At 49.8% G+C, this 24,343-nt stretch carries 18 protein-coding genes; 11 read left to right on the forward strand and 7 right to left on the reverse strand.

The annotated features are described in order from the left end of the window. Positions 1-154 precede the first annotated feature (154 nt). From DEV76_RS22680 to DEV76_RS22690, 3 genes are all read left to right on the forward strand, one after another. Positions 155-2,395, forward strand: a complete 2,241-nt coding sequence (locus tag DEV76_RS22680; protein WP_109700237.1) for a trypsin-like peptidase domain-containing protein — start codon at positions 155-157, stop codon at positions 2,393-2,395. Positions 2,396-2,817: 422 nt separating this feature from the next. Beyond that, positions 2,818-3,723: a lysophospholipid acyltransferase family protein gene (locus DEV76_RS22685; RefSeq protein ID WP_232827025.1), complete on the forward strand. Its 906-nt coding sequence runs from the start codon at positions 2,818-2,820 to the stop codon at positions 3,721-3,723. A 9-nt stretch (positions 3,724-3,732) separates the two neighbouring features. Beyond that, complete coding sequence (locus DEV76_RS22690; protein WP_109700238.1) at positions 3,733-4,752, forward strand: fatty acid desaturase family protein; 1,020 nt, start codon at positions 3,733-3,735, stop codon at positions 4,750-4,752. A gap of 78 nt (positions 4,753-4,830) precedes the next feature. Here the strand turns inward: DEV76_RS22690 and DEV76_RS22695 are convergent, their stop codons facing one another. Continuing rightward, positions 4,831-5,919, reverse strand: a complete 1,089-nt coding sequence (locus DEV76_RS22695; RefSeq protein WP_109700239.1) for a hypothetical protein — start codon at positions 5,917-5,919, stop codon at positions 4,831-4,833. A gap of 5 nt (positions 5,920-5,924) precedes the next feature. After that, positions 5,925-6,290, reverse strand: coding sequence for a hypothetical protein (locus DEV76_RS22700; RefSeq protein ID WP_109700240.1), 366 nt, complete (start codon positions 6,288-6,290; stop codon positions 5,925-5,927). Between the two features lie 502 nt (positions 6,291-6,792). Here DEV76_RS22700 and DEV76_RS22705 point away from each other — a divergent pair. From DEV76_RS22705 to DEV76_RS22715, 3 genes are all read left to right on the forward strand, one after another. Continuing rightward, positions 6,793-10,410, forward strand: a complete 3,618-nt coding sequence (locus DEV76_RS22705) for a M43 family zinc metalloprotease (RefSeq protein WP_109700241.1) — start codon at positions 6,793-6,795, stop codon at positions 10,408-10,410. 41 nt (positions 10,411-10,451) lie between these two features. Then, positions 10,452-10,841 (forward strand): hypothetical protein, encoded by a 390-nt coding sequence (locus DEV76_RS22710; RefSeq protein ID WP_109700242.1) that lies wholly within the window; start codon positions 10,452-10,454, stop codon positions 10,839-10,841. A 79-nt stretch (positions 10,842-10,920) separates the two neighbouring features. After that, a complete protein-coding gene (locus DEV76_RS22715) occupies positions 10,921-11,436 on the forward strand; it encodes a putative immunity protein (protein WP_109700243.1) in 516 nt (171 codons plus the stop codon). 6 nt (positions 11,437-11,442) lie between these two features. Here the strand turns inward: DEV76_RS22715 and DEV76_RS22720 are convergent, their stop codons facing one another. From DEV76_RS22720 to DEV76_RS22730, 3 genes are all read right to left on the reverse strand, one after another. Continuing rightward, complete coding sequence (locus DEV76_RS22720; RefSeq protein ID WP_109700244.1) at positions 11,443-12,786, reverse strand: SWIM zinc finger family protein; 1,344 nt, start codon at positions 12,784-12,786, stop codon at positions 11,443-11,445. 64 nt (positions 12,787-12,850) lie between these two features. Then, on the reverse strand, positions 12,851-13,606 hold the full coding sequence (locus tag DEV76_RS22725; protein WP_109700245.1) for a LytR/AlgR family response regulator transcription factor: 756 nt from the start codon (positions 13,604-13,606) through the stop codon (positions 12,851-12,853). Further along, positions 13,569-15,395 (reverse strand): tetratricopeptide repeat-containing sensor histidine kinase, encoded by a 1,827-nt coding sequence (locus DEV76_RS22730; protein WP_198652174.1) that lies wholly within the window; start codon positions 15,393-15,395, stop codon positions 13,569-13,571. The genes DEV76_RS22725 and DEV76_RS22730 overlap by 38 nt, the downstream gene beginning before the upstream one ends. Before the next feature lie 170 nt (positions 15,396-15,565). Between DEV76_RS22730 and DEV76_RS22735 the strand changes: the two genes are divergently transcribed. Further along, positions 15,566-16,765 (forward strand): vWA domain-containing protein, encoded by a 1,200-nt coding sequence (locus DEV76_RS22735; RefSeq protein ID WP_109700247.1) that lies wholly within the window; start codon positions 15,566-15,568, stop codon positions 16,763-16,765. Positions 16,766-16,859: 94 nt separating this feature from the next. On the opposite strand, the gene DEV76_RS22740 is transcribed toward DEV76_RS22735, so the two are convergent. Together DEV76_RS22740 and DEV76_RS22745 are read right to left on the reverse strand one after the other, a co-directional pair. Further along, complete coding sequence (locus DEV76_RS22740; RefSeq protein WP_109700248.1) at positions 16,860-18,116, reverse strand: NAD(P)/FAD-dependent oxidoreductase; 1,257 nt, start codon at positions 18,114-18,116, stop codon at positions 16,860-16,862. A gap of 151 nt (positions 18,117-18,267) precedes the next feature. After that, positions 18,268-20,694, reverse strand: a complete 2,427-nt coding sequence (locus DEV76_RS22745; RefSeq protein ID WP_109700249.1) for a glycoside hydrolase family 95 protein — start codon at positions 20,692-20,694, stop codon at positions 18,268-18,270. Positions 20,695-20,965: 271 nt separating this feature from the next. Between DEV76_RS22745 and DEV76_RS22750 the strand changes: the two genes are divergently transcribed. The 4 genes from DEV76_RS22750 (at position 20,966) to DEV76_RS22765 (ending at position 24,312) form a co-directional block, all read left to right on the forward strand. Continuing rightward, positions 20,966-21,586, forward strand: coding sequence for a Crp/Fnr family transcriptional regulator (locus tag DEV76_RS22750; protein ID WP_109700250.1), 621 nt, complete (start codon positions 20,966-20,968; stop codon positions 21,584-21,586). A gap of 206 nt (positions 21,587-21,792) precedes the next feature. Next, positions 21,793-22,962, forward strand: coding sequence for a hypothetical protein (locus tag DEV76_RS22755; protein ID WP_109700251.1), 1,170 nt, complete (start codon positions 21,793-21,795; stop codon positions 22,960-22,962). 20 nt (positions 22,963-22,982) lie between these two features. Next, on the forward strand, positions 22,983-23,717 hold the full coding sequence (locus tag DEV76_RS22760; protein ID WP_157963053.1) for a hypothetical protein: 735 nt from the start codon (positions 22,983-22,985) through the stop codon (positions 23,715-23,717). Next, positions 23,659-24,312: a P-loop NTPase family protein gene (locus tag DEV76_RS22765; RefSeq protein ID WP_109700253.1), complete on the forward strand. Its 654-nt coding sequence runs from the start codon at positions 23,659-23,661 to the stop codon at positions 24,310-24,312. The genes DEV76_RS22760 and DEV76_RS22765 overlap by 59 nt, the downstream gene beginning before the upstream one ends. Positions 24,313-24,343 lie beyond the last annotated feature (31 nt).

The following is a 24,343-nucleotide window of genomic DNA, read 5'->3' on the forward strand; positions in this document are numbered from 1 at the left end:
TATATTGCAATACGACCTGATTAATTATATTGCTTAGACTGCCCTTTGAGCCCTGCCCTTGTGACCCTGTTATGCCCACAGTCTGCACCCTTATTCAAAACCCGTTTTCACTATCCACGCATGTACCTATTTTTTCATACCCAATCCAAAACCCATGACACAGTACTACAAAAAACTATTCCTACTGGGATTGCTTTGTTGTTGCATCCCCCTTATTGCATTATCACAGGTTAAAACGAAGTACTTCAAAGAAGGTATCCCTACCGCATTGACATCCGCCAGAGTGGCCGGCATTACGCCCCATGTGATTCCGGCACCTGCTTCGTTCGATCAGCTACGGACCAGTGCTGAGAAAACAAACGGTGAGTATGTCGGAAAATTCGCCACCCCGGTAACAGTTTCAATTGACGTTCTGAAAACTGCAACCGTGGTAGAAGATAAGCGCTATACAACCTACCTATTACCCCTGAGAGGAGAAAAGGCACTGAGCCTTTCCCTGCATTTCGGGAAGTTCTCTTTATCAAAAAACGCCGTACTCAGTATTTATAATCAGTTTGAACTGACAGACAGTATCACTGCTACTGAAAACAATCCCTTGCAGCAATGGGCTACGCGCGCATATCTGGGCAGCGACCTTACCATTAGCCTGAAAGTGCCTACATCAGAAGCGAAAAATAACAGTCTCCTGATTAACAGGGTTAACTTCGGCTACAAAGCCCTGGGAGGGGAATACTTTGGCAGTCCGGGTGCATCCGCTTCATGCAATGTGAATATTGCCTGCCCAACGGGAAATGGTTGGGATAATGAAAAAAATTCCGTTGCCCTCATCCTTGGTGATGGTATTATCTATTGCACCGGTGCAATGGTAATGAATACCGCGAACACCAATACGCCATATCTCCTTACTGCCAACCACTGTTATTTAGGTGCCACCAATGTAGCGGGCTGGGTATTCCAGTTCCAGACATGGAGTATGGTGTGTAATGGTAACAGCGGCTGGTCTGAAACGCATCAGTACAATGGTGCTACCCTGAGAGCCAATGATGCTGCCACAGACTTTGCTTTGCTGGAGCTGAACACAACACCATCCGTCAATTCAGGTATTAATTATGCAGGATGGAGCAGATGTGCCACACCAGCCACATCTGCCACTACAATACATCATCCGAGCGGAGATCTGATGAAGATCAGCCAGGATAATCATCCGCTGGTTTCGGTATCATGGCTGGGAAGCCCTTCTAATCACTGGCGCGCTACTTTTGATGCCGGTATTGTTCAACCCGGTTCATCGGGCGCTCCTTTGTTTGATCCCAGTCACCGTATAGTGGGCCAGCTGCATGGCTATCAGGCCAATGCCTGTGTAGGCCCCAACAATACTAATGCCTGCTATTGCACTCAGCCAATAGGTGAATACGGCCGGTTCGACCTCTCCTGGACAGGTGGCGGCACCAATGCCACCCGCCTCAGTAACTGGCTGGACCCCGGAAATACCAATGCCTTTACCACCAATACCTCTGCAGTTTACAGGTTAAACGGCCTTCCCGGCCAGTTCGATCTTGAAGGCGATCCTAATCTGAACTCACCTACGCAAAACTTTACACTGAAATATAATGGCCTCCCTTACTTCGGCAATGTTTCCTGGACATCCTCCAATACCGCTGTTGCCACTGTTGCAGGTTCAGGACATACCGTAACAGTTACCAGAGTAGGCGGATGTGGCTTTACTACACTCACCGCCACAGAAACAAACTGTGGCACAAGTTCGACAGCCATCGCAAGACCATTGGGCGTAGCAGGCCCACAACTGAATGGATTCGACTTTACCAAAACCGGTAACCCATGCTCGCCCTCATTCGGAGTTACCTATAACGGCAACGGAGGCTGCGCGCTGCGTACGGATGCTAATGTGCAGGAAGTGGAATACTGGTTCTCAAGCCCATATTCTTACAGCATCAATTATAACTCCGGAAGCTTATCATGCTACAGCACCAGTATCGTGAACAAGGCTGGCTTCACAGGAACATTCCCCACACAATCCCAGCCATATGTGGTAACCATCCGGTTCAGGGTGAGGAATAATTGTGAATGGAGCGAATGGTCGCCCGGGTATTACCATTTCGTGCAAAGCTGTGGTTTCGCCTTTACAGTTACGCCCAATCCTGTCACCAGCAGGGTAGAAGTGGCGCTGGATGAAGCAACCGTGAAGAAAACTGCAGAACGTTTCATCAGGGAGGTACAGATCTCTGACAAATCAGGCCGAATTCTGCGGCAAACAAGATATGGCACCGGCACCCAAAGACTCACTCTGGACATGTCAGGCCTTAAACCGGATGTGTATTTCCTCCGGGTGTTTGACGGGAAGGAGTGGAGAAGTGAATCAATTATCAAACGATAATTTCATATACAACCATAAAGCCACCCGGACAAAAATCCCGGGTGGCTTTATTATTTCCCCAATTCATCAATTATTTCATGTGAATGAATCCCGGTTGCAAACAGCAATAATTTCAGGCACAAAATCAGGTAACACCGCCACATTTTCACCTGTAACCCATTGATTAGTAACCATAAGCTCCCAAACAAAGCCACCTTACCGCTGCTTACAATCAGGGCATTCCGTTCATACCTGTTTATGCCCGGTGAAGTAATCCTAATAACTTATTGGCAATGAACACTATGATAGTGAATAACTTTATTATATATTTACCGCCAAATTTAACAGAACATTATCTAGGGGATTAACCAAAAAAGACCGTCTATCCTGATATAAACTGGTAAATTTGTACTTTATTACGCATCCAACAACTTATGCCATTTTTGAGTATAATTCTATATTACTTACTCCTTCCGGTGGTTTACTTCATCAGTATTCTTCCATTCCCAGTGCTTTATCTGCTGTCGGATGTGTTTTTCGTATTACTGTATTATGTAGTGGGATACCGTAAGAAGGTAGTGAGGGAGAACCTGGCCAATTCTTTTCCGGGTAAGTCTGAACAGGAGATTGAAGTGATTTGCCGGGATTATTACCGGTATTTCTGTGACCTCTTCCTGGAAACTTTCAAAACGCTGACCATCAGTAAAGCTTCCATGCTCAGGCATTGCTCCGTAGCACCGGAAACTGTGGAACTGTTTAAACGCCTCCATGCCGAAGGCAGAAGCATCATTCTGGTAATGGGGCATTATGGCAACTGGGAATGGGGTGGCAACTCTTTCAGCCTGCTTTGTCCGCAGCAATTGTATGTAGTATATCACCCGCTGGCTAATAAACATTACGACGGTCTCATGTACAGGATGCGTACCCGCTTCGGCACCAAACTCATCCCCATGCAGGAAACTTTCCGTGAAATGGTAAAGCTGAGAGGAGAAATAAATGCCACGGCACTGATCGCCGATCAGTCGCCCCGGCCCGATACCGCGCAATGGGTTAACTTCCTGAACCAGGATACGCCCGTATTTACCGGCACCGAGCGCATTGCCTCTAAAATGAACTACCCGGTAGTATATGTATCCGTTTCCCGCGTTAAACGGGGCTATTATACGGTTACTGCAGAAGTACTGCTGGACAAGCCCGCAACCGCAGCTCCGGGCCAGATCACAGAAATTCATACCCGTCGGCTGGAAGCCGATATCATCCGTCAGCCTGCCACCTGGTTATGGTCGCACAGGAGATGGAAGCATAAGAGAATCAACACACCAACACCAACCGAAACAGCAACAGCTTAAACCAACGCGATGTTAGAAGGAAAACAACTCATATTAGCCACCAAACCTTACGCCCAGGAGAAACGTGCACTTAGCTGGCGGCATACCATATCCACTTTAGTCCTGCTCATTGCTTCGCTCACCGCTACCATGGTGATGCCTTATCTTGCTTTACGGATTGCTTTCAGCCTGCTGTCGGGCCTGTTGATCATGCGGATGTTCATCATCTATCACGATTACCTGCACCATTCCATTCTTAAAAACAGTAAAATTGCCGAGGCCATTATGACGGTGTTCGGTCTTTATATACTTGCGCCCAAAAGTATCTGGAAGCGCTCACACGATTACCACCACCAGCACAACTCTAAGCTGTACAGCGCCAGCATTGGCTCTTACCCGGTGGCTACCGTTAAAGGTTTTGCTGCCATGAGCCGCGGCGAGCGCAGGATGTACCTGTTTACCCGCCATCCGCTCACCATCCTGTTCGGCTACCTGTTCATGTTCATCATCGGCATGTGCGCCAACTCGTTTATTGCCAGTCCAAGGCGCCACTACGATGCCCTGATCGCCCTGTTCCTCCATGCAGCGGCATCGGCTATCGTGATCATCTTTGCCGGGGTAACCGCCTGGGCACTGCTGGTACTGGCCCCTATCTTTATCGCTACCTGCATCGGCACTTACCTGTTCTATGCACAACATAACTTCCCCGGTGTGGTGTTTAACACCAAGGAAGAGTGGTGCTACGACAAAGCAGCCCTTCTGTCTTCCAGCCACATGGTAATGGGCCCTGTTATGCGCTGGTTCGCCGGCAATATTGGCATGCACCACATCCACCACCTCAACGCACGCATACCTTTTTACCGCCTGCCTGAAGCCATGGCCAATATCCCTGAGCTGCAGCATGCCGGTACTACCTCGCTTCACCCAAGAGATATCCGCGCCTGTCTTAAACTGAAAGTTTGGGATCCGGAACAGCAAATGATGGTGGGCGTAAAAGGTATCCCCCGAGCAGCATCCTTCCAGGGTAAAGTGCAAACCGCCGCCGGCTGAAAAGATAAAAAGGCCGGCCCTGATGTATAATAAACTTCCGGACCGGCCTGATACTTCTACCGCAGCTATGCTCCGCTGCTATGCTACATTCTGCGCAATCAGTCTTACTTTCATGGTATACTCCACATTATCCAGCCCGGATGAGTAATCCTTCGTGCTGTTGAAGATGACGCTCTCGTTCAGCTTCAATTGGGACAAAATGATACTGAAATAACCCACCACATCATCATCGTTTCCCGCATCTTCATCATACACCGTTACCGCCACACTGCTGTTAAACCAAACTGACCGGCCACAGGCCCAGCTTTCGCCTTCTTTCATGGAGAAATTGCTGTAGGTAGGGTATGGGTACACTGTATCACCATCGGCCTGAAACGTGAAATAGACCTCATTCTCATCACCGCTGCCGTCGTTGGAAGGGTGAACGCATTTCAGGCTTTCAAGGATAAGGAAGTTATTCTTGCGCGGCTGCACTACCGGCTTGAGGTAGGGATCCACCCCCTGATCGCCGAGGATGTAAGTGTAGTATTCCACGATAGATATCCCGTCTTCTATACCAGCTCCCAAAGTGATCGCAATACCCCGCCGGCCGGAGGTATTGAAATAGAACCCTGCACTGAACTCTACTTCCGCGCCTAAATCTATTTCAACGCCCTGCAGGCTCCCGCCAAGATCTGCCGGCGCCTCGTTCCACAGGCCAAATTGCGCCCCAATCATAGTACCGGCCTGCAATCCAACATCCACCGCCACCGTCAAAAACTCCGCAGCCTCCAGGCCTTTGGATTCACCAATCCCCGTGGCTATACCAATGGTGCCGGAGAAACCTATGATTAACTCCGCTTCCACGGTTATACCTATGGTAAAACTGCTATCCGGCAGATCCAGTGACCTGATCCAGCTGATCAGTTTAATGAATATTGGCTTATCAGGCAGCGAAGCTACGTATGCCCGGAGGGTGGGGAGGTCCATGTTCTCCACTTCCGCCAGTTCTTTTTTACCCTCAGGCGATTCACTATATGCCTTCCAGGCTTTTTCGGATTCAATAAACACCTGCTTCTGATTTTCCGTCAATACCGGTTTTTCAGGCACGGGAGCAGCAGGCGAGGAGGGCATGGATGTAAAATCCGCCACATAATTTGCAAGTTGGATTTTCAGGAGTTCTTTCATGATGGTTAATCTAAGTAGGTGAAGGTAATAGTGTAATCGGCCCCGTTATGGTTCTTGAGGCGTACAGACCCGCCGCCGGTGCCGGGCAAAAAATCGTGGCTCTGCAGGTAGGTAGCCAGGTTAGGATCGTAATTAAGATCGTGGTCCCAGAGGGTCACCAGCACTTCATACTCATAGTTGAGTACCAGGTTGGTAAGGGTCCATACGTCTCCGTCCTGCATCTTTTCACTGGCATTTACGCCCACAGGAACGCGGATGGGCAATCCGCCATCAGACTGACAAACAAGATACAGTTCATCATAATCTGCCACGCCACCTTCTGAGGTTTCCGTGCAAATGATGGAATTGATCTGAATGGAATGTTTACTCATGGTTAAAATTTATGTGTTAACAATAGATATGGCCAAACAGCATGCAGCCCGCTCCGGCAGGCGAATGCACGAAATTTCCCCCGCAGGGGACGAAAAAAGATGGTTTCCCTGCCGGATAACAGGAAATGAATTGCTGACGGTGGTTCTTTCTTATTAAATGATGGGCCGGGTAAACAGACCGTATATACTGGAGCTGCGGTTGAAGGAATGAAAAACAGGGCTCATTTATCTCACAACAAAGCGATGGGCGCTTTTATGGGCAGCTATGCCAGATTCGACTCTCTGGAACGAATATACTAAAGTACTTTCAGCCGGGAGCAATAATTAAATACAAACCAATAAGTGTTAAGTATTTATACCCCACGCAATCCTGTTTGCATTATCAGGATATATTAGTATTTTTACGCTGCTATTTTTTATTGAGACTTAGAATGCTATTGTCAGTGAACACGTCGAGCGCGCAGCATACATTCTTATATTAGACTAAGCCGAATCACAACCTATGCTATCATGTCCTTCCGGATCTAAGAAACTGTGGAGTTTACTTATATGTATCACTTTTGCCGCGCAGTTATTTGCGCAGGTACCTGAAAAGGCCGGCGCTGCATACTCCTGCGGTGCGGATGTTATGCTGAACAGCATGCGGAAGAACAACGCCTACCGCAGCTTTGAAGCAGAAATGAACCTGCGCATCCGGCAACAGGGCATGAAGAAAATGCCGAAAGGTCCGCTGGCTCCGGTATATACCTTACCGGTAGTATTCCATATCATTTTAAAAGACCCCACCAAATATTCCGACACGGATGTAAAAAACGCCCTCCAGGAGCTGAACGACATCTACGGACAAACAGGTGCCTTCATTGGCAGCAGAACCGATACCAAAATACAGTTCTGCCTTGCCAAAACAGACCCCAACGGCGCCAGCACCACGGGCATCCTCCGCTCCAAAAGCTACCTCGGTGAATTTGATGCCGATATGGAAGGCGGAGACATCACCAATATGGGCAAATGGGACGGCTCCCGGTATATCAACATCTGGGTGGTGGAAGATATCAAGTCGGAATTCATGCAGCAATTTGAATGCGGCACCTGGCGCAGGCTCAAGATGGGTGGCTATGCCAGCGCCGGGGGCGACATCGTAGTGGCGGGCCTCGGCGTAGGCGTTCTCGCCCATGAAATGGGGCACTACCTTAGCCTGCTCCACACCTTTGCAGCCATGGACTGTAAAAACGACGACTGCACCACCGATGGCGACATGGTATGCGATACCCCACCCGATAAATCCATCAACGGCGGCTTCGCCTGCTCCGATCCCGAAAACAGCTGCGACACCGATACCCTCTCAGGCTTTACCACAGACGTGCCCGACCTCCCGGATAACATCATGGACTACGGCGGCGGCACCGGCTGTATATCCTCCTTCACCGAAGGACAGGCAGAGCGCATGCGCAATTTCATTGCCAGCTCCCTGACCGGCATGATCGGCAGCACCGTATGTAATGATCCCTGCCCCGCAGGCTCCGTTACCACAAGCTTCACCCGCAACATCGATTACCCCATAACCGGTAATACCATCCTGTTCACCAATACCACCACCGGCGCCACGAACTACGAATGGTGGGTGAACGGTACAATGGAAGCCACTACCACCGATTTCAGCTATACCGTAACGGAGAAAAAGAACTACTACGTGGAGCTGCGCGCCTTTACCGCCACACCCGGCTGCTTTGCATCGTTCCACAACACAGTGCAAGTGAGCTGTGGCGTAGTAGCACGTTTCTATCCCGATAAGCGCAAGATCGCTTCGAAAGAAGATGTAGAGATGGACAGCATCCTGTTCACCAACCAATCCGAAAACGCTACCGCTTACCGCTGGCTGCTGAGCAATAACAAGGGCATGGCCGAGCATTCCGCAGGCACTTCCAAAGATCTGAAGTACCTCTTCAAAGAGCCCGCCATCTATACCATCCGCCTCGAAGCCACTAACGGCAGCTGTACCGATACTACCAACTCCTTCACCTTTACGGTAGACGATCCCACGGCAGACGGTATCATCTACGTAAGGAGTGTGGACTGCTATAAAGAAGACCAGGTACGCATTTCGCTCTATTTCCATAACAGCGGCTACCAGGCTTTCCCCATCAACACACCCGTTGCCTTCTACGATAAAGACCCGCGCCTCCCGGGCGCTAAGCTCCTCGGCACCTACAAGATTCCTTACGTACTGAAAGGCAAATGCACCTCATACCTCGAAACCACCATCATCAACCCCGGCCGTCATGATTTCGACACGGTAGTGGCGGTGATGAACGATAACGGGAGTGCGCTGCCGCTGGTACTGCCCAACACCGGATTTGAAGAAAAATCTTATGGCAATAACTTCAGGATGGTGAAGCAATTCCGTTTCAAAACCAAACTGACGCCGGATGTATACACCCTGCTCCCCGGCGAAAAAGTAACCCTGGCACCGGAAAAGGACAGGGGTGGGGATATCAAAAAAGTAACCTGGAGCAATGGCGACTTCCTGAGCTGCACCGATTGTCTTTCTACAGAATTCACGGCACCTTACCGCAAAGGAACGGTTACCACCAAAAAGATGATGGCTGAAAGTGAATACGGCTGCCACGATTCGGCTACCGTAACCATTAATCTGCCCCCGGTAGATGATTATTCCCTCGCGGTTAAAGCCGCAGAATGCGCTGCAGGCGATAGTGTGGAGCTACGCTTCTCCATTTGCAACGCCTATGCCCCCGGCAACATCCCATCCGGGCTGGATGTTGCTTTCTACGATGGCAGCATGGCCGCCAGGCCTATAGGTGCAACGTTCATTACTACTACCAATAGCGCAGCCGCCTGCGGAGAATACCGCATCCGCGTGCAACGCCCGCTTTCCGGCCGCTTCTTCGGCATGGTCAATACCATTACCCCGCAACCGGAAGCTTATTCGGGCAACAATTCGCTTGATACCCTGTATCATGCTTCCACCATGTTCATTTCACCGGCAGATACCACGGTGATGCGCAAACTGTCTTATCCGCTCAAATTCACCACCGCGCAGTTCACACCCGCTTCATGGAAATGGAGCGTGCCGCAGGGGCAATCGGTATTGAGTTGCACTACCTGTCCGGCCCCGTCGCTGAAAGTGATGGACACCTCACAGGTGAAGCTGATGCTCACCAACCCTTACGGCTGCGTACTTACATCCACCGCTTGGTCTAAACCCATGCCGCCGGATTTCATTATACGGCTTACCAAAGTGCAGTGCTACGATAATACCCGCAACCTCCTCACTTTCGAAGTAAATATGCAGAACGGGTACGACTCTGTATGGGGCGGTGTTCCGGTGTCCTTCTATGATGCAGACCCCGCCACTGCAGGGGCCAACCTGCTGACCACGGTACATACCTCACCCACAAAAGCCGGCGAGTGGGTGAAATACACCACACTGGTAACCACACCCGCCACCACGCGCATCTATGCAAGGGTAAATGATGAAGGTCCGGGTGCACCAGTTACACCGGCCTTCCCCGATACTGACAACACCAATAACACTGCCGAGGCAGAGCGCTTACCCTTTACGGTAACCCTGGCACCGCCGGTAAGCAGCACAGTACGCCCTGCCACCTCCATTAAGCTGCAGCCCATCGTTACAGGCGGCGTGGTAAAGCAATGGGAGTGGAGCCCGGGATACGGCCTGTCCTGCACCAGTTGTGAACAGCCCGTGCTGAACCGCAGCGGCTCTTCCATGCAGTACCTGCTCAAAGTGACCAACGAGTTCTACTGTACCGATACTGCCGCCTTCGACAGCCGCACCTATATCAACAAACGCGTAGAGATGCCCACCGCCTTTTCACCGAATGGAGACGGGGTGAATGATGTGTTTTATGTGATTGGCAGTCCGGATATCGCCATCGTGAAAGATTTCATTATCTACGACCGCTGGGGCACCCAGCTCTTCGAGGTACACGATGTACCTGCCAACGACCGCCGCTATGGATGGGATGGCATGGTGAACGGCAACCCTTCCTCCGGCGGCCAAACCTATGTGTATTTCATCAACCTGAAAATGAAGGATGATACGATGGAGATGTATAAGAATACGGTGGTAATTGTGCGGTAGGGATTAAAAGAAAAGGCTATTTTCACACATAACTTTTAGATATGTGGTCTGTCCATTGCTGGTATTTTGCTATTCGTGCAAATCAACATTTTACTGTTGCGCACCCAACAGCGACAATTATTGAACTGTTAAATAGTAAAAATCTATTCATACAGACGGGATCACATACCTTCAAAGAAAAACCAGGCCAGCCGTGGGTTAATATTAAATGTATCTATACAAAGAATGGCAATTTCGGCACTCCGGAATCGCTGGAAAATAAACTATGTACATTGCTGTATATCCAGGCTACTAAAACTCTTCCTGACAGCATACATTACTTCCGGGAATTGCTGACACCAATCGCCCGCGAACTGAACTGGGAATTCATTCTGGAATGTGATGATGAGGAAAATGAAGATGTTGTACTTTATAGATTAAATGACAGATAGATAGCATATTACCTCTCCAAGCCTGTGCTATTAATAATTTGCTTATTTTAAAAGTTCGATTTAAATAGTTGGCCAGAACATGATCCTACCCAAACAACGAGACACACGCTTCATCACCATCCGCCGCGGCGGCACCTTAACAGACGAAAACCATCACTTACTGGCATTATGGGCCGCCAAATGCGCGGAGCATGTACTGCCCCTTTTCACAAAGGCCAATCCTGCCGATAAAAGACCCGCTGAAGCCATCGAACTCACCAGAGCATGGGTAAGGGGAGAAATCACCATGAAAGAAGCCCATAAGGCCGCATTTGTCACCAATGCCGCCGCCAAAGGAATGCCAGAAGCAGCCAAACTGGTGGCGCTGGCATCCGGACAGGCAGTAGCCGTAGCCCACGTGGCGGCCCATGAACTGGGCGCTGCAGCGTATGCTATCAGGGCAGTTATGGCTTCGGTAGAGGAGAAAGATAAAGATGCGGCAGGAAGAAAAGAATGCCAATGGCAACGAGACCAGCTTCCGGAAGCCATACGCGACCTCGTACTGGATGATCAGGCATTAAGAAACCCCATCTGCTGGGATGTATTTAATGTGTAGTTGGAACTATTTGATACCCGACACCAGCGTCTCCCAATCCTTGTTAGTATAGGTGCTTTTTATGGCTTCATAAAAATACAGGTCGCCGTTCTCTTTATAGAACCGGGTGCCAAATAAGCGCACGCCGTAGATATCATTGTTCTGCTGCATGAGTACGATCAGTTCTTTCTGCGTTTGCTGATACTGCTTCTGCGGACCTTCCTTTTCCAGCTCCGCCAGTTGCGCCTCCAGATCCGCTCGCTCTTTCATGTATGCGAGCTTCTTTTCGGTTGGCGGGGTAACTTTCTTCTTCTCAGCAGGTGGTGCTACTTCAGGAATAGGGAGGAGCTTCTTCTTTCCGGAAGTGGCTGCAGGCGCTTCTTTGATCACTTTTTCCGCCTGCCCTTTTCCGGCGGCAATGGCTTCCCGGGCTGCCATCAGGCGGGCGTAGCTGTCGCCGTATTCTTCCTTTTTGGCGTTATCCGCAATACTGTCTATGATCCGCAGCACCTCTTCCTTTTCTATCATGGATTGCCCATGTTTTACAAGGATGTCGAGCCAGTGAATACTAAAATCCTCAATGGTATAAAACTCGCTCCACAAGCCCTGTGCCGCCTTCCGCGCCAGCCTTCTCAGATTAAACCCATCCAGTTCTGTGGTGGTACAGATCTCATCCAGCAGAATGAAAGCTTCCTCTACAACCGTTTGGTAATGACCAGTCTCATCCTGCTCATCCGTATTGAATGCAGGCAATTTGGAAATTACGGCAAATATGATGTCTAAGGCGGTGGTAACATCACCTGTCTGGTAAGCCGTGCGGGCCTTTTTCAGCAGGTGCTCAGTGGGAGTGGAGGCCTTGGAGCCCGGGAGGTTACTACTGTATTTATCGTACTTCTCCGCTTTAGTAAATAAAAACGACTGGTTAATGGCATCCACATGCCTGTATACCCCATGACTGTCGATGGCCGTTTCCGCAAACTCCATCAGCTGCTCGGCCAGCACTTCATCTTCCAGCAGCGATTTTTTCAGAAACAACCGCATATCATCGGCAGACAATTTATCCAGCAGCCCCATCAGGTATGGATCAGCCTCATCTATATCAGGCAGCGCTTCATCGTACATAGCATAGAGAACGGCTACTACATGCTTGCAATGATCGTGATAATCGAAAGCCTTACAGGTACAGGAGGTATGGGTAATATAATTGCCCGCGGTACTGATGTTTACCACATATTCCTCCCTGCCTTCCACAACAGCACTGCATTCGCCATTGATCTCCAGCACGTCAGATACTTTACCCTTCAGGTAATAATCTTTCCCGCTTTTTAAAATAGCCTGGGGCAATTGCTCCTGAAAATCCAGAATGGTCATTCGCTAAGAGGTTTAATACACTATAATATAGCTAATATTCCTGACTTAAGTAGTATCGCCCCCCTTACTGGAAAGCCCTGAGCAAACTTTCCTTATATGCGGGGGAAACCTCTACTTCCGACCCGTCGTTCAACTGCACATAGCCACCCGCACCTTTGTGGTACGACTGCACGTAGTGAATATTGATGATGTGCGATTTATGGACTCTTACAAACGGCAGGGGGAGCATTTCCGAGAAGTGCTTCAGGAAGCGGCATACCATTTTTTTGCTGCCACCGGCCAGGTATACATCGGTAAAGTTGCCATTGCCTTTGAGGCGCACAATCTCCTGCATCTTCACCACATCAAACCCATCCAGCGTGGGCAATATCACCTGCTGCATTCCGGGGTTATGCTCCCGGGCGTTTTCGGTGATAATACGGTTACGGTCTATCCATTGCTTTTGCTGCAGTTGCTGCTGCACCTTGTTTACGGCAAGGATCAACTCTTCAATACTAACGGGTTTGAGCAGGTAATACGCTGCGCTCTGATTAAGTGCCCGCAGGGAATATTCAGAGAAGGCGGTTACAAAAATAGTTTCGAACCGCAGATCCTGACAACCTTCCAGCACATCGAAGGCATTACCGAATGGCATTTCCACGTCGAGAAACACAAGCTGGGGCTGCAGTTCATGCAGCACTTCAACGGCCTCGCGGCTGTTCTGGGCGGTACCTATCACATCCACCTGCGGACAAAACTTCCGCAGGTAGTTCTGTAAAGCCACTATAGCGGCGGCTTCGTCTTCAACGATTACTGCTGTAATCTTTGCGGTTAAATTCATGCTTATCCATTAAAGGGAGTTGCAGCACCACGCGCGTACCCGTGGCATCGGCTTTGGTTATATCCTGCATCTCCAGTTGTATGTGGAGATGGTAAATATCATTCAGTAAACTGATGCGCTCCCGGGTATTGGTAATACCCCGCGACTGATGTACTTTCTGATGCGCGGTCTTTAATTCCTGGCTCTTTGCAAGGCCGATTCCATCATCTTCTATCTCCACAATAATGTGCCTGTCCTGCTTCCGGAAGCTCACGCGCAGCAGGCCTTTAGTATCCTTATACCGCAACCCGTGCCATACCGCATTTTCAAGATGGGGCTGGATGAGCATATTAGGGATCATCACCGTATCAGGGTCCAGCGCGTCATCGATATCGAGGATGTACACGAACTTATCGCTGAAGCGCAGCTGCTCCAGGTCGAGGTACCGTCTCAACTGCTCGGCTTCCACAGTAAGCGTGACAAAATCCCGGTTGGAATGTTCCATTACATTCCGCATAAGCCCGGAGTAGGAGGTGAGGTACTTATTGGCTTCCATCTCGTTGTTCTCCGCGATGTATTGGTTCACGCTGTTGAGACTATTAAAGATGAAATGCGGATTCATTTCCCGGCGCAGGGATTGCAGGGCTATCTTCTTATTCTTCACCTTAATGGCCCGCAACGAGCGTACTATAAAAAAGAGCAGTACGCCCATCGCCAATACGAATGCGATCAGGAAGTAATTGAGGGTGTTCTTATTATCGATCAGGGCCAGCTGCAGGGCTTTCTCCCGCTCGAGGTCTTTGATCCTGCCTTCGGTGATATCGAAAAGACTGGCATCTACCAGTGAACTGTCTGTCCGGATCAGGGAATCGAGGTTCTGCAGGAAATCGTCGTACCGGGAAATAGCGATCCCTTCCTGCCGCTGGCGTTTGTAGTAACTGGTAAGTGCCAGCAGACAATCTTTCGCTTTAGAGGTATTCCCGCTTTTAAAGGCCAGCAGGTATGCTTCTTCGAGGAGCTTACCCGTTTTATCGGGCTGTTGGCTGGTGGTGTATAAGCGGGCCAGATCCTGCAGCTGGTTAATCTGCAGTTCTGTGTTATTATCTTCCCTTGCTTTCTGAAGGATGCCTTCACTTACCTGAATGGCCTCAGCCACGTTATTATCTTCCACATATGCGCGGGATATCTCTTTGCTGAGCACGGATATATCCCCCGTTTTATCGGTATTCTCTAATGCCTTTTTAAAGCTGCTGATGGCGCCGGTATTATTCTTTTGGTTCAGCAGGCTGTTCCCCAGGTTCCGGTAAGCATCTGCCGCTTCATCCTTTTTACCTTCCTTCTCGAAGATCTCGACGTTGGATTGTGCCAGATCAGACTGGCGGCCCGGGTTGTTAGGGTTCAGCAAGCGGTTGGCATCGTTGAAGTTGGCACGTTCAAGGGTCGTATCTGCAGACAGGCTTCCGGCAGACTGGTAATTACTGATAGCGGGTTTGATCTTATTCTGCAATTCCTGCACCTTGGCTAAAGCCCTGCTGGCAGGGGCGGCGTTGCGGTGTTTTAATCGGAGGTAGATGTCGAGGGCTTTCTTCAGGTATTCTTCTGCCTTGGGGTATTCCCCTTTATCCGTCAGTTCCTTACCGAGGGCCTCGTAGCTACGGGCGGTAACCAGTTCGTTTTCGTCGGCATACAGGGATTCCTGCAACTCTCTGGCTGCTTTGGACTTCGGGCTGGGAACAACTTTTTTACTCCTGGAATCTCCTTTCGAATCCTGGGCAGTCAGCGTTCCGGAGGAACCTAATAATCCGGTCAATAGCAGTATAACAAAACCGTAGCGTACCATGGCATTATATTCCCCTGCAAAATAGGACTTTTCCCTGCCGCAAGGGAATATTTCACCCAGTGGACAAGCCCTTTCACCAAGTGGGCCGATTTCGAAGGGAAAAGGCGGCTAATTTCAGGTCATCATCTAACTCAAGCATTATGAAAACAGTTCTGTTTACCGGCCTTGCAATAGCAACCGGCCTCCTTGCCTGGAAATACGATATCAAAGCCCTCCACCGGGAAAATAAGGTTACACCGGCCACCCAAACACCGGCTACCCATATACCGGTGCCCAAAGTGACCACCCCAACAGACAATACCCGTATCCAGGTGGCGCTGTTACTCGACACTTCCGGCAGTATGGACGGACTCATCGACCAGGCCAAATCCCGGTTATGGAACATCATCAACACCCTCACCACCCTGAAGTACCATGGCATAACGCCGGTCATCGAAATTGCGCTCTATGAATACGGGAACGACGGCCTTTCATCCGCCTCCGGATACATCCGCCAGGTACTGCCCCTCACCACCGACCTCGACCTCCTTTCTGAAAAACTGTTTGCTCTTTATACCAACGGCGGACAGGAATACTGCGGCGAAGTGATCAGCACCGCCGTAAAAAAACTGGAATGGGGAAAGGACGAAGCCGACATGAAACTGATATACATAGCAGGCAACGAGCCCTTCACCCAGGGCAATAAGCCATATAGCTCCGCTGCGGAAGAAGCACTGCGTAAAAGCATTTACATCAATACCATTTTCTGCGGCGACAACCGCGAAGGCATCGCCACCAAATGGAAAGACGGCGCCGACCGTGGAAAGGGCAAGTACTTCAACATCGATTCCGACGAGAAAGTAGCCTATATCGAAACACCCTACGACTCCCAAATCGAAGCCTGCAACGACCGCCTGAACGATACCTATATCAGCTATGGCGCACAGGGCCGTATGAAGAAAAGCAATCAGGCCATGCAGGATGCCAACGCCAAATCCATCTCCAAATCCAATTCCGTGGAGCGTACCGTAAGCAAATCCAAAGCTGCCTACAGTAACGAAAGCTGGGACCTGGTGGAGCGCAGCAGGAAAGATGCATCTACACTGAAAGTAATTGACAAGAAAGAGCTGCCGCAGGAGCTGCAGGGTAAATCGGATGCAGAAATCCAAAAAGTGATAGCCGTGAAAAGTCAGGCGAGAGACAGTATTCAGAAAGAAATTGCCGTATTGGGTAAAAAGCGCCAGGCTTACATTGATGAGGTGAACCGGAAATCCGCCACCAACAAAGACGACCTTGGTTCTGCCATCAACCAGTCTATCCTCCAGTTTGCCGCCACAAAGGGCTATACTGCTGAGAAATAGCTGTCCTTATATCCCGATGCATGTATTGATTTGAAACGCAAAAGCCGCTCCGTCTTACTGATGGAGCGGCTTTGTTTTATGTAATGTGGAAACCTTACCGGGTAACAGTGTCTCTTCGGACAAACAGCAACCGCAGGTAAAATTGCGGCTTGGCCAGCTTCTTGCGAAGGTCCACTTCATGGAACATGCACGACAGCAGCTCCTGCAGCTCTTTGTTCCGCGCGCTCAAACGCATCAGCATATTGAAAAGCCACGGGAAGCGGATGAGCTTCTGCAGCCGGGTGCTCATTTTCAGTTCTGGCCCCAGTACGCGGTACACTTCCGCATCGTAGGCCAGCATGGTGGCGGCAGAGTAATCGTTCGCCTTAATACAGGCCGCAGCCTGATGGGCCGCCATACGGGCGGAGTACATGGCATTGCCGATGCCTTCGCCTGTGAAGGGGTCTATCAGGAAACCGGCATCGCCTACCAGCATGTACCTGTCTCCGGAAAGCCGCCTTTTCTTACTGCCGAGGGGCAGGCCATAGCCGTCGATGTTACCTTGGAGGATGGCATCTTTAAAACGTTCTTTCAGTACCTCATCATGTTCTACTGCATCCAGCAGCAGCTGCTTCAGGTTAGCTTTCCTTTTACGGGCTATTTCACTAAGCATACCTATGCCTACATTGGCTTCGCCATTGGGCAGGGGGAAGATCCAGAAGTAGCCGGGCAGTATGTTTTTCAGGAAATGCAATTCAATGAGGTTATCGGGGTGCAGGCCTTTGATGCCGCTGTAATATGCGCGGATGCCGGCCACATAATGCGCAGGCTCCATATGGATATTAGCCACCTCTTTGGTGAAGCTGGAATGCGCCCCGTTAGCCGCAATCACCAGTTTGGTTTTGATCTGCAACGCGCCGCTTACATCCGCCAGCAGGTACCCGTCGGGCAGGCGCTCGAATTTGGTAACGGCCTTACCTTCTATGAGCTGCACCTGCGGACAGCGCTTCAGTTCCTCTACCAGAAAGTTATCGAAGTGGATGCGCTTGCATACGAATCCCCGCGGCTCATCAGGCAGCTTCTGGTAGCCCGGCTTGTAGGGGATGTTCATACTCATGCGGTTGGCGGCCACGAAGGTAACGCCCCAGCTGTCTTCTTTAAAAACATAGGCCTGCAGGCGTTCTGCAATGCCTTTATCGATACGGGAGAGCAGGGTGAGCACTTTGCCACTGAGGCCATCGCCACATACTTTATCACGGGGAAATACGGCTTTGTCCACCACCACGCAGGGGATGCCCATATAAGCAAGCTGGAGGGCGGTGGTTGCACCGGCAGGGCCGGCACCGAGGATACAAACTTTGGTTTCGAGCATAGATGCACAATTTAGGAAAATACCCAACAACAATATGTCATATTTTCCGTCTTTGCGCTTCACAACCAAACGCTTACAGGCATGAAGGCATCCTGAAAACACGAAAGGCCCCTGAAAAGAGGCCTTCCTGATAGTTGATTGTTCCTTAGCGTTAATTTAAATATTTCTCTATAGACACTTTCTGACCTTTCTTCACCGGCACATCTACGGTTTTACCCGCATACCTCACTTTACAGGGCGCACCGGAGCGGGAAAGCACCTGCGCTTTCTTCAGTTTTCCGCCTGCCCATTCCATATCCACTACAAAGTTCCCTCTGGCAACAAGTCCGCTTAAACGGCCGTTATTCCATGCGGATGGGAGGGCGGGGAGTAGTTGTATGTAATCTTCATGGCTTTGCAGCAGCATCTCCGCCATACCGGCAATAACCCCAAAGTTGCCATCGATCTGGAAAGGCGGACAGGCATCAAACAAATTATAGTAAGTACCACCGCCACCGCTGTACAGCGTGCCGGTTACATGGGTAGGCCGCAGCTGGTTGTTCAGGATAGACAGTGCCCTGTCGCCATCGTGCAAACGCGCCCAGAGGGCTATCTTCCAGGCGTAGGTCCAGCCCACACCGGCATCGCCCCTGGCTTCGAGGGATTTCTTTACGGCAGCAGCCAGCTCAGGCGTTTTATCGATGGTGATTTCGTTGCCGGGATAAAACGCAAACAGGTGAGACAGGTGGCGGTGCAGTGGCTCCGTTTCTTCGAAAGGCTCTGCCCATTCCATCAACCTGCCATCGGGCCCAATTGCAGGCCTTGCCAGATTGTCTTTCGCTTTTTGTACCGAAGTAAGGAAAGCTTCATCCTTCAATCCCAGGAGCTTCGCACTGAGCAGGGTGTTTTCAAAGAGATTGAATATAACCTGCTGATCGTGCGAAGGGCCCATACTGATTTGCGCGTGCGTTCCATCGGGTGCCTTGAAAGTGTTTTCGGGAGAAGGCGAGGGGCCCGATACCAGTTTGGCGGTTACGGGGTGCGGCACGAGCCAGTCGAGGTAAAAAAGACTGGCATCTTTTAACAGCGGGTAAGCCTTTGCGAGGAAGGCCTTATCGCGTGTGAAGTTATAATGCTCCCAGATGTGCTGCATGATCCATGCCCCGCCGCCGATGTGCATGCCCCAGCTGGCGCTTTCACCCGGAGAGGTGTAGCCCCATACGTTGGTGATGGGGTGCAATGCCCAGCCTTTCATGCCATACTGAATGCGGCCGGTCTTTTTACCCGGTTCAGACATGGAAGCGATCAGATCCATTAACGGAACATGGCTTTCAGACAAGTTTGCCACTTCCGCCGGCCAGTAATTCATCTGCACATTAATGTCTGTATGATAATCGCCATTCCACGGCGTTTGGATCTTATTGGCCCAGATGCCCTGCAGGTTGGCGGGGAGGCCGCCGGCGCGGGAAGAGGAAAGCAACAGGTACCGGCCAAACTGGAAATACAGCGGGTAAAGGATCTGTTCATTCTTCGTTTCAAAGTTTTTCTGCAGCAGCTCATCTGTGGGCATCTTGTCCGCAGCACCATCCAGCCTGAAATCCACCCGCTTCATAAACCCGCTGAAATCTGCGATATGCGCTTTCTTTAAAGTGGCATAATCCTGCGCTGTTGCTTTACGGGTGATGTTATCCAACTCGTTTGCATAATCAGGATTGATGTAATCAGGATAATGCTGCCTGTAATTGGTTTTTACGGTAACGATGAGGGTTACCGCAGTAGCGTTGGCTATCTGCAGGCTATTACCGGTTGCTTTCACTGTGCCTCCGGAAAGTACGGGTGATACGTAGGTTTTGTACAGCATACCATCGCCGCCTCTGCCATTGTTCAGTATACCTTCCATCACGAGGGCATTCCCCTGAGTGGAGGTGGAGAAACGTTCGGGCCGGTTAATGGTCACATCAAAATGGATAGCCCCGGGCTTGCTGGCCGTTAACCTGATCACAAGCGCCTTTGCGGGGTGACTGGCAAACACTTCCCGCGTATAGGTTACACCGTCGCGTGTGAACCTGCTGAGGGCAATGCCGTTGATGAGATCCAGCTCGCGGTAGTAACCGGAGTAGGGCAGGGAGGTTTTAAAATCGAGCCAGAGGTCGCCCAGCGTTTGTGAGCATCCGAAAGGTACATTGGCGCCATTGCCATGCCCGGAGCCTTTGCCGCTGGTGATCTGGGTTTTATTGGTCAGTTCCGTAGCCTCTTTGTATTTCCCCTGAAAGAGCAGCTCCCGGATTTGGGGCAGGTGCTTCGCTGCTTCCGGATTATCGCCTTCATCCATGCTGCCGCTCCACAGCGTCATTTCATTGAGCTGAATACGTTCCCGGTTCACATCACCAAATACCATGGCGCCGATGTGCCCGTTACCTATGGGCAGGGCTTTCAGCCATTCGGCATCGCTCACCCAGCCATCGGGATTGTCTTTTACGGAAGCGTCTGCCGGTTTGGTATACCAGATTTTTGCAGTCGCACTTGTTTGTGCGGCAGCGGAGGATGCCTGTACGAGGCAGATCAGTAAAGTAATAACGTGTCTTTTCTTAGAAATCATGCACCTGTCTGTTTTATAGGTAGTCTTATAGTTGGATGAATAGCTTATTGGAAGATAATAAAGAGTAGCATCACCTATAAAAATAAGTTAAACCCGGGGGGCTACCTACAACTGCATTGACCAGTACTTGCCGGATATTAGCAATTCAGGGGTGTATTCTGATAATTTAATTTTCATGCTGTTAATTTTTCAATCACAATAATTCCTATTTTCGATTTTCTCTTATTTAGCGCCCCACTAACAAGTTTGTTTAATTCATCAACCATATCCCATGCACCCACACCAAAAGGATATTGATATGCTTATGGCCGCATTTGCCCGTACAGGCCAGCAAATGACGGAAGCCTTAGAACAGGACCTGCTTGCATCAATAGAAATTCTCGAATTTGAAAAAGAAGAAACGGTACTGCGACAAAATGATGTTTGCGAATACGTCTATTTTATCACAGAAGGCAGCCTGATGGTAACGGAGAAAATTAACCAAAAAGACTACCCTCATTGGTTCTTATTAAAGAAGGATTTCTGTATATCACCCAAAAGCTTCTTCGAACAACAGCCAAGTAAATTTGCTATTGTGGCACTGGAGAATACCAGATGTATTTCCTTAACTCAAAAATTACTGCAGGAAATGTGCCTAAGCCACCAGGAACTAAACAATATCCAAAAGGCCGTGATTATTCATTACTATATAGAGTCGGATGAAAATAAAACACATCTACATTTAACCGCCGCAGAGCGTATTGCTTTCTTGTATGAAAAGAAACCTCACTTCTTTGATCACATAAACGACTATCACCTCGCTGCGTATTTGGGGATGGCAGGTCCCACTTTCAGCACTTTAAAAAAAGAAGTTTTACCAAAAAACCGATCTTCAGATATCTTAAGTTTTTGAATATATTTTGTATCCTATTTTCGTTTTGACATTTAAAAATGACACTATCATTCTCCCGGAATGAAGTACAAAAAGTGACTGTGAAAAACCCCGGATAAGCAACGCTTATCCTCCAAATTCCAGTTATCATCTTTTGCACAGCAACTGCCTGAAAGGCGGGAGGGGAATGTATTGTCTTAACATTTAACAATCAAAATCGAAATCTAATGGATTACAAAACCATTTTTACAAAAACAATCGGATTCATTGGCGGGTCAAAATCTCACCGCCGCCAGTTTACGGTAGATTTCCCGGAAGGTTCTGCCACAGAAATGCTCGCTACAACTAAAGCGGAAGCCGCTGCCTGCAAGACTTTTCTCGAAAAGCTCTTCAGATCGCCACGGATCGACAAGGCCATGTGCAGGATCGTACAGTACCTGCAGGAGCAAATCGAAGACGTTATTTTCGCATGCGCCTTTCATAGCGGAATATCCACGGAGGTGAGCCCGTTGAGTAATGATGCATTCAATTACTGTCATTTTGCTTCTGCGATTTTATGCGAAGTGCTGGAGCAGATTTCCGATCTATTCGCACCTTTCATGAACAGGGAAATGATCATGCCCGATTTTTATATGGATATCCGGTTCCATGAATTTGAACAATTGTGGGAGCTCGTGTTTCGTGGCATAGTTTACCCACAAGAGGTTATGGATGAGTTGATGTGGCTGAAACACAGCTTCAGGATTGGGGATGATACATTGCCATATGCCGATCTGCGATACCGCGAGTTCAATGACCTGATGATGATACTCGCCGGGGCAGACACTATCATCAATGAATCACTACCTGAAGAGGAGATGGTCAAAAAGCTGCGGCAGCACATCTGGAACCATAACTTCAATGATCCGGATTATGCAAGATTCGTGGCAGACAGGGAGATTGAGCCTATTAAGGACCTCCCTGTGGAAGAGCAGATTCCCGCACTGGTGAAAGTCATCAATCGCGTAAGGCGCCGCAACAGAAACGCACAGGGTGGCTTTATCCTGGAAGACCCGCTGAAAGATGCTGTGATCCAGCGGCTGAATAATCATCTAGACGGTCTTAAACTCAAACTGAGCATTGCCCGGTTCATGGGAGAGGCATTACCGCCCAAAGGGAAAGTGAAACGCCTTCAGCTGAACATGCCCACCCAGAAGCTCGGCTACCTGCTACGATACCTGCACGAAAAGGAGATTATTAAAGGGATGGAACCCGGAGTACTGCTGAACTTTGCATGCACATTCCTGCAGCCACCGCTTGCGCAAAAGCATAACTACGATATCCTTTCCGCATCCTTCCATGCCGAGCCCGTTATCTCAGAGTATAACGTTAAGCGAATACTCGATCCAAAAGTATAACCATTAAACTATCGTTCAATTTGCAAAGAAGTTTTATGCCGGAGCACCTGCCGGCCAATTACCTCACGCACATGAACGGGTTCATAGCAACAGCTTCTGCAGACAAGCGGTTGAAACCGGCACACATCAGTTTGTACCTGACGCTGTTTGGTATCTGGAACCGCTATTTTTTCATGAACCCGTTCCCCATTAGCCGTATCCATGTAATGCAGGCCAGTCACATCGGCTCAAAGGTAACTTATATACAGGCCCTTCGGGATCTGCATGCCTTTGGATACATCCGCTACTATCGCTCAGAGTCGATTGGAGCAGCTCCACAGATCAGTATCCTGCCGATCAAAATCAGTCCTGTCGCAGGCTCGAAAATGCTCCCGGACAGGCCCGGAAATGATCCCGCACCGGGGTCAGAAATGGCCCCCTTTAATAAACAAATACAAAAATCAAACAAGGAAAACGGCGCACCCCCAACAAAAAAGCAGAAGAAAGTGACCCCGGAAAAACCGGATATGCCCGAACATCCGGAGGATGTGGTCATTTTCTTCCAGCAAATGCGGTTCGATCCCCGGGAGGCACCCCGCTTTTTCAATCACTACGAAGCCAATGGCTGGCACCAGAGTAACGGATTACCTATCCGCAACTGGAAAGCCGCCGCGGAAAAATGGGTTTCCAATACCCCTCACTTCAAAATCAGAAACAATGCATCACCCAACAACCGGCTCAGCTCCGGACCTTCAAATTACACAGACCCGCTTTGACTATGTGCAGTTGCTGCACATGGTCGAAGAAAAGGGGCAGGCCCTCTACGGGCCCCATTACGCCATCCAGGAGGTAGACCGCGCCCTTGTTATGAAGATCATCACCTATTTCACAGCAGACGAGGCCCTGGCTCCCAAAGAAGGCATTATGCTGCACAAAGGGCTGCTCCTCTGCGGGCCTATAGGCTGCGGTAAAAGCTCCCTGCTGAACATCATGCGCAGTCTTTCAGGAGATCCAAAGTCATTCGGCATGGTATCCTGCCGCAACTTGGTCACGCATTTCAACGAACAGGGTTACGGGACGATACATCGCTACAGCAGCATGCCCGGTTCCCTGATAACGGGTACCTATTGCTTTGATGACCTGGGCCTTGAACCTAACGGCAGCTATTTTGCGAACAATTGCAACGTATTGGCCGAGATCCTCTTCAACCGCTACGAGGCCTTCGTGCACAAGGGCATCCTTACACACGTAACCACCAATCTCGGTCCGGCTGAGCTGGAGGCTACTTACGGCAACCGGCTCCGCAGCAGGATGCGTGAGATGTTTAACCTGCTGGCGTTCGACGAACAATCGCCCGACAAGCGGCGGTAACCACACAAAAAAGGCCCCGGCATAACGCCGG

It is taken from the genome of Chitinophaga deserti (assembly GCF_003149455.1).
Lineage (GTDB): Bacteria > Bacteroidota > Bacteroidia > Chitinophagales > Chitinophagaceae > Chitinophaga > Chitinophaga deserti.

What these genes read in the sequence shown, in the direction of transcription:
- DEV76_RS22680 (WP_109700237.1), top strand. Translation starts at nt 155, where the DNA reads ATGACACAGTACTACAAAAAACTATTCCTACTGGGATTGCTTTGTTGT.
- DEV76_RS22690 (WP_109700238.1), top strand. Translation starts at nt 3,733, where the DNA reads ATGTTAGAAGGAAAACAACTCATATTAGCCACCAAACCTTACGCCCAG.
- DEV76_RS22695 (WP_109700239.1), bottom strand. Translation starts at nt 5,919, where the DNA reads ATGAAAGAACTCCTGAAAATCCAACTTGCAAATTATGTGGCGGATTTT.
- DEV76_RS22700 (WP_109700240.1), bottom strand. Translation starts at nt 6,290, where the DNA reads ATGAGTAAACATTCCATTCAGATCAATTCCATCATTTGCACGGAAACC.
- DEV76_RS22705 (WP_109700241.1), top strand. Translation starts at nt 6,793, where the DNA reads ATGCTATCATGTCCTTCCGGATCTAAGAAACTGTGGAGTTTACTTATA.
- DEV76_RS22710 (WP_109700242.1), top strand. Translation starts at nt 10,452, where the DNA reads ATGTGGTCTGTCCATTGCTGGTATTTTGCTATTCGTGCAAATCAACAT.
- DEV76_RS22715 (WP_109700243.1), top strand. Translation starts at nt 10,921, where the DNA reads ATGATCCTACCCAAACAACGAGACACACGCTTCATCACCATCCGCCGC.
- DEV76_RS22720 (WP_109700244.1), bottom strand. Translation starts at nt 12,786, where the DNA reads ATGACCATTCTGGATTTTCAGGAGCAATTGCCCCAGGCTATTTTAAAA.
- DEV76_RS22725 (WP_109700245.1), bottom strand. Translation starts at nt 13,606, where the DNA reads ATGAATTTAACCGCAAAGATTACAGCAGTAATCGTTGAAGACGAAGCC.
- DEV76_RS22735 (WP_109700247.1), top strand. Translation starts at nt 15,566, where the DNA reads ATGAAAACAGTTCTGTTTACCGGCCTTGCAATAGCAACCGGCCTCCTT.
- DEV76_RS22740 (WP_109700248.1), bottom strand. Translation starts at nt 18,116, where the DNA reads ATGCTCGAAACCAAAGTTTGTATCCTCGGTGCCGGCCCTGCCGGTGCA.
- DEV76_RS22745 (WP_109700249.1), bottom strand. Translation starts at nt 20,694, where the DNA reads ATGATTTCTAAGAAAAGACACGTTATTACTTTACTGATCTGCCTCGTA.
- DEV76_RS22750 (WP_109700250.1), top strand. Translation starts at nt 20,966, where the DNA reads ATGCACCCACACCAAAAGGATATTGATATGCTTATGGCCGCATTTGCC.
- DEV76_RS22755 (WP_109700251.1), top strand. Translation starts at nt 21,793, where the DNA reads ATGGATTACAAAACCATTTTTACAAAAACAATCGGATTCATTGGCGGG.
- DEV76_RS22765 (WP_109700253.1), top strand. Translation starts at nt 23,659, where the DNA reads ATGCATCACCCAACAACCGGCTCAGCTCCGGACCTTCAAATTACACAG.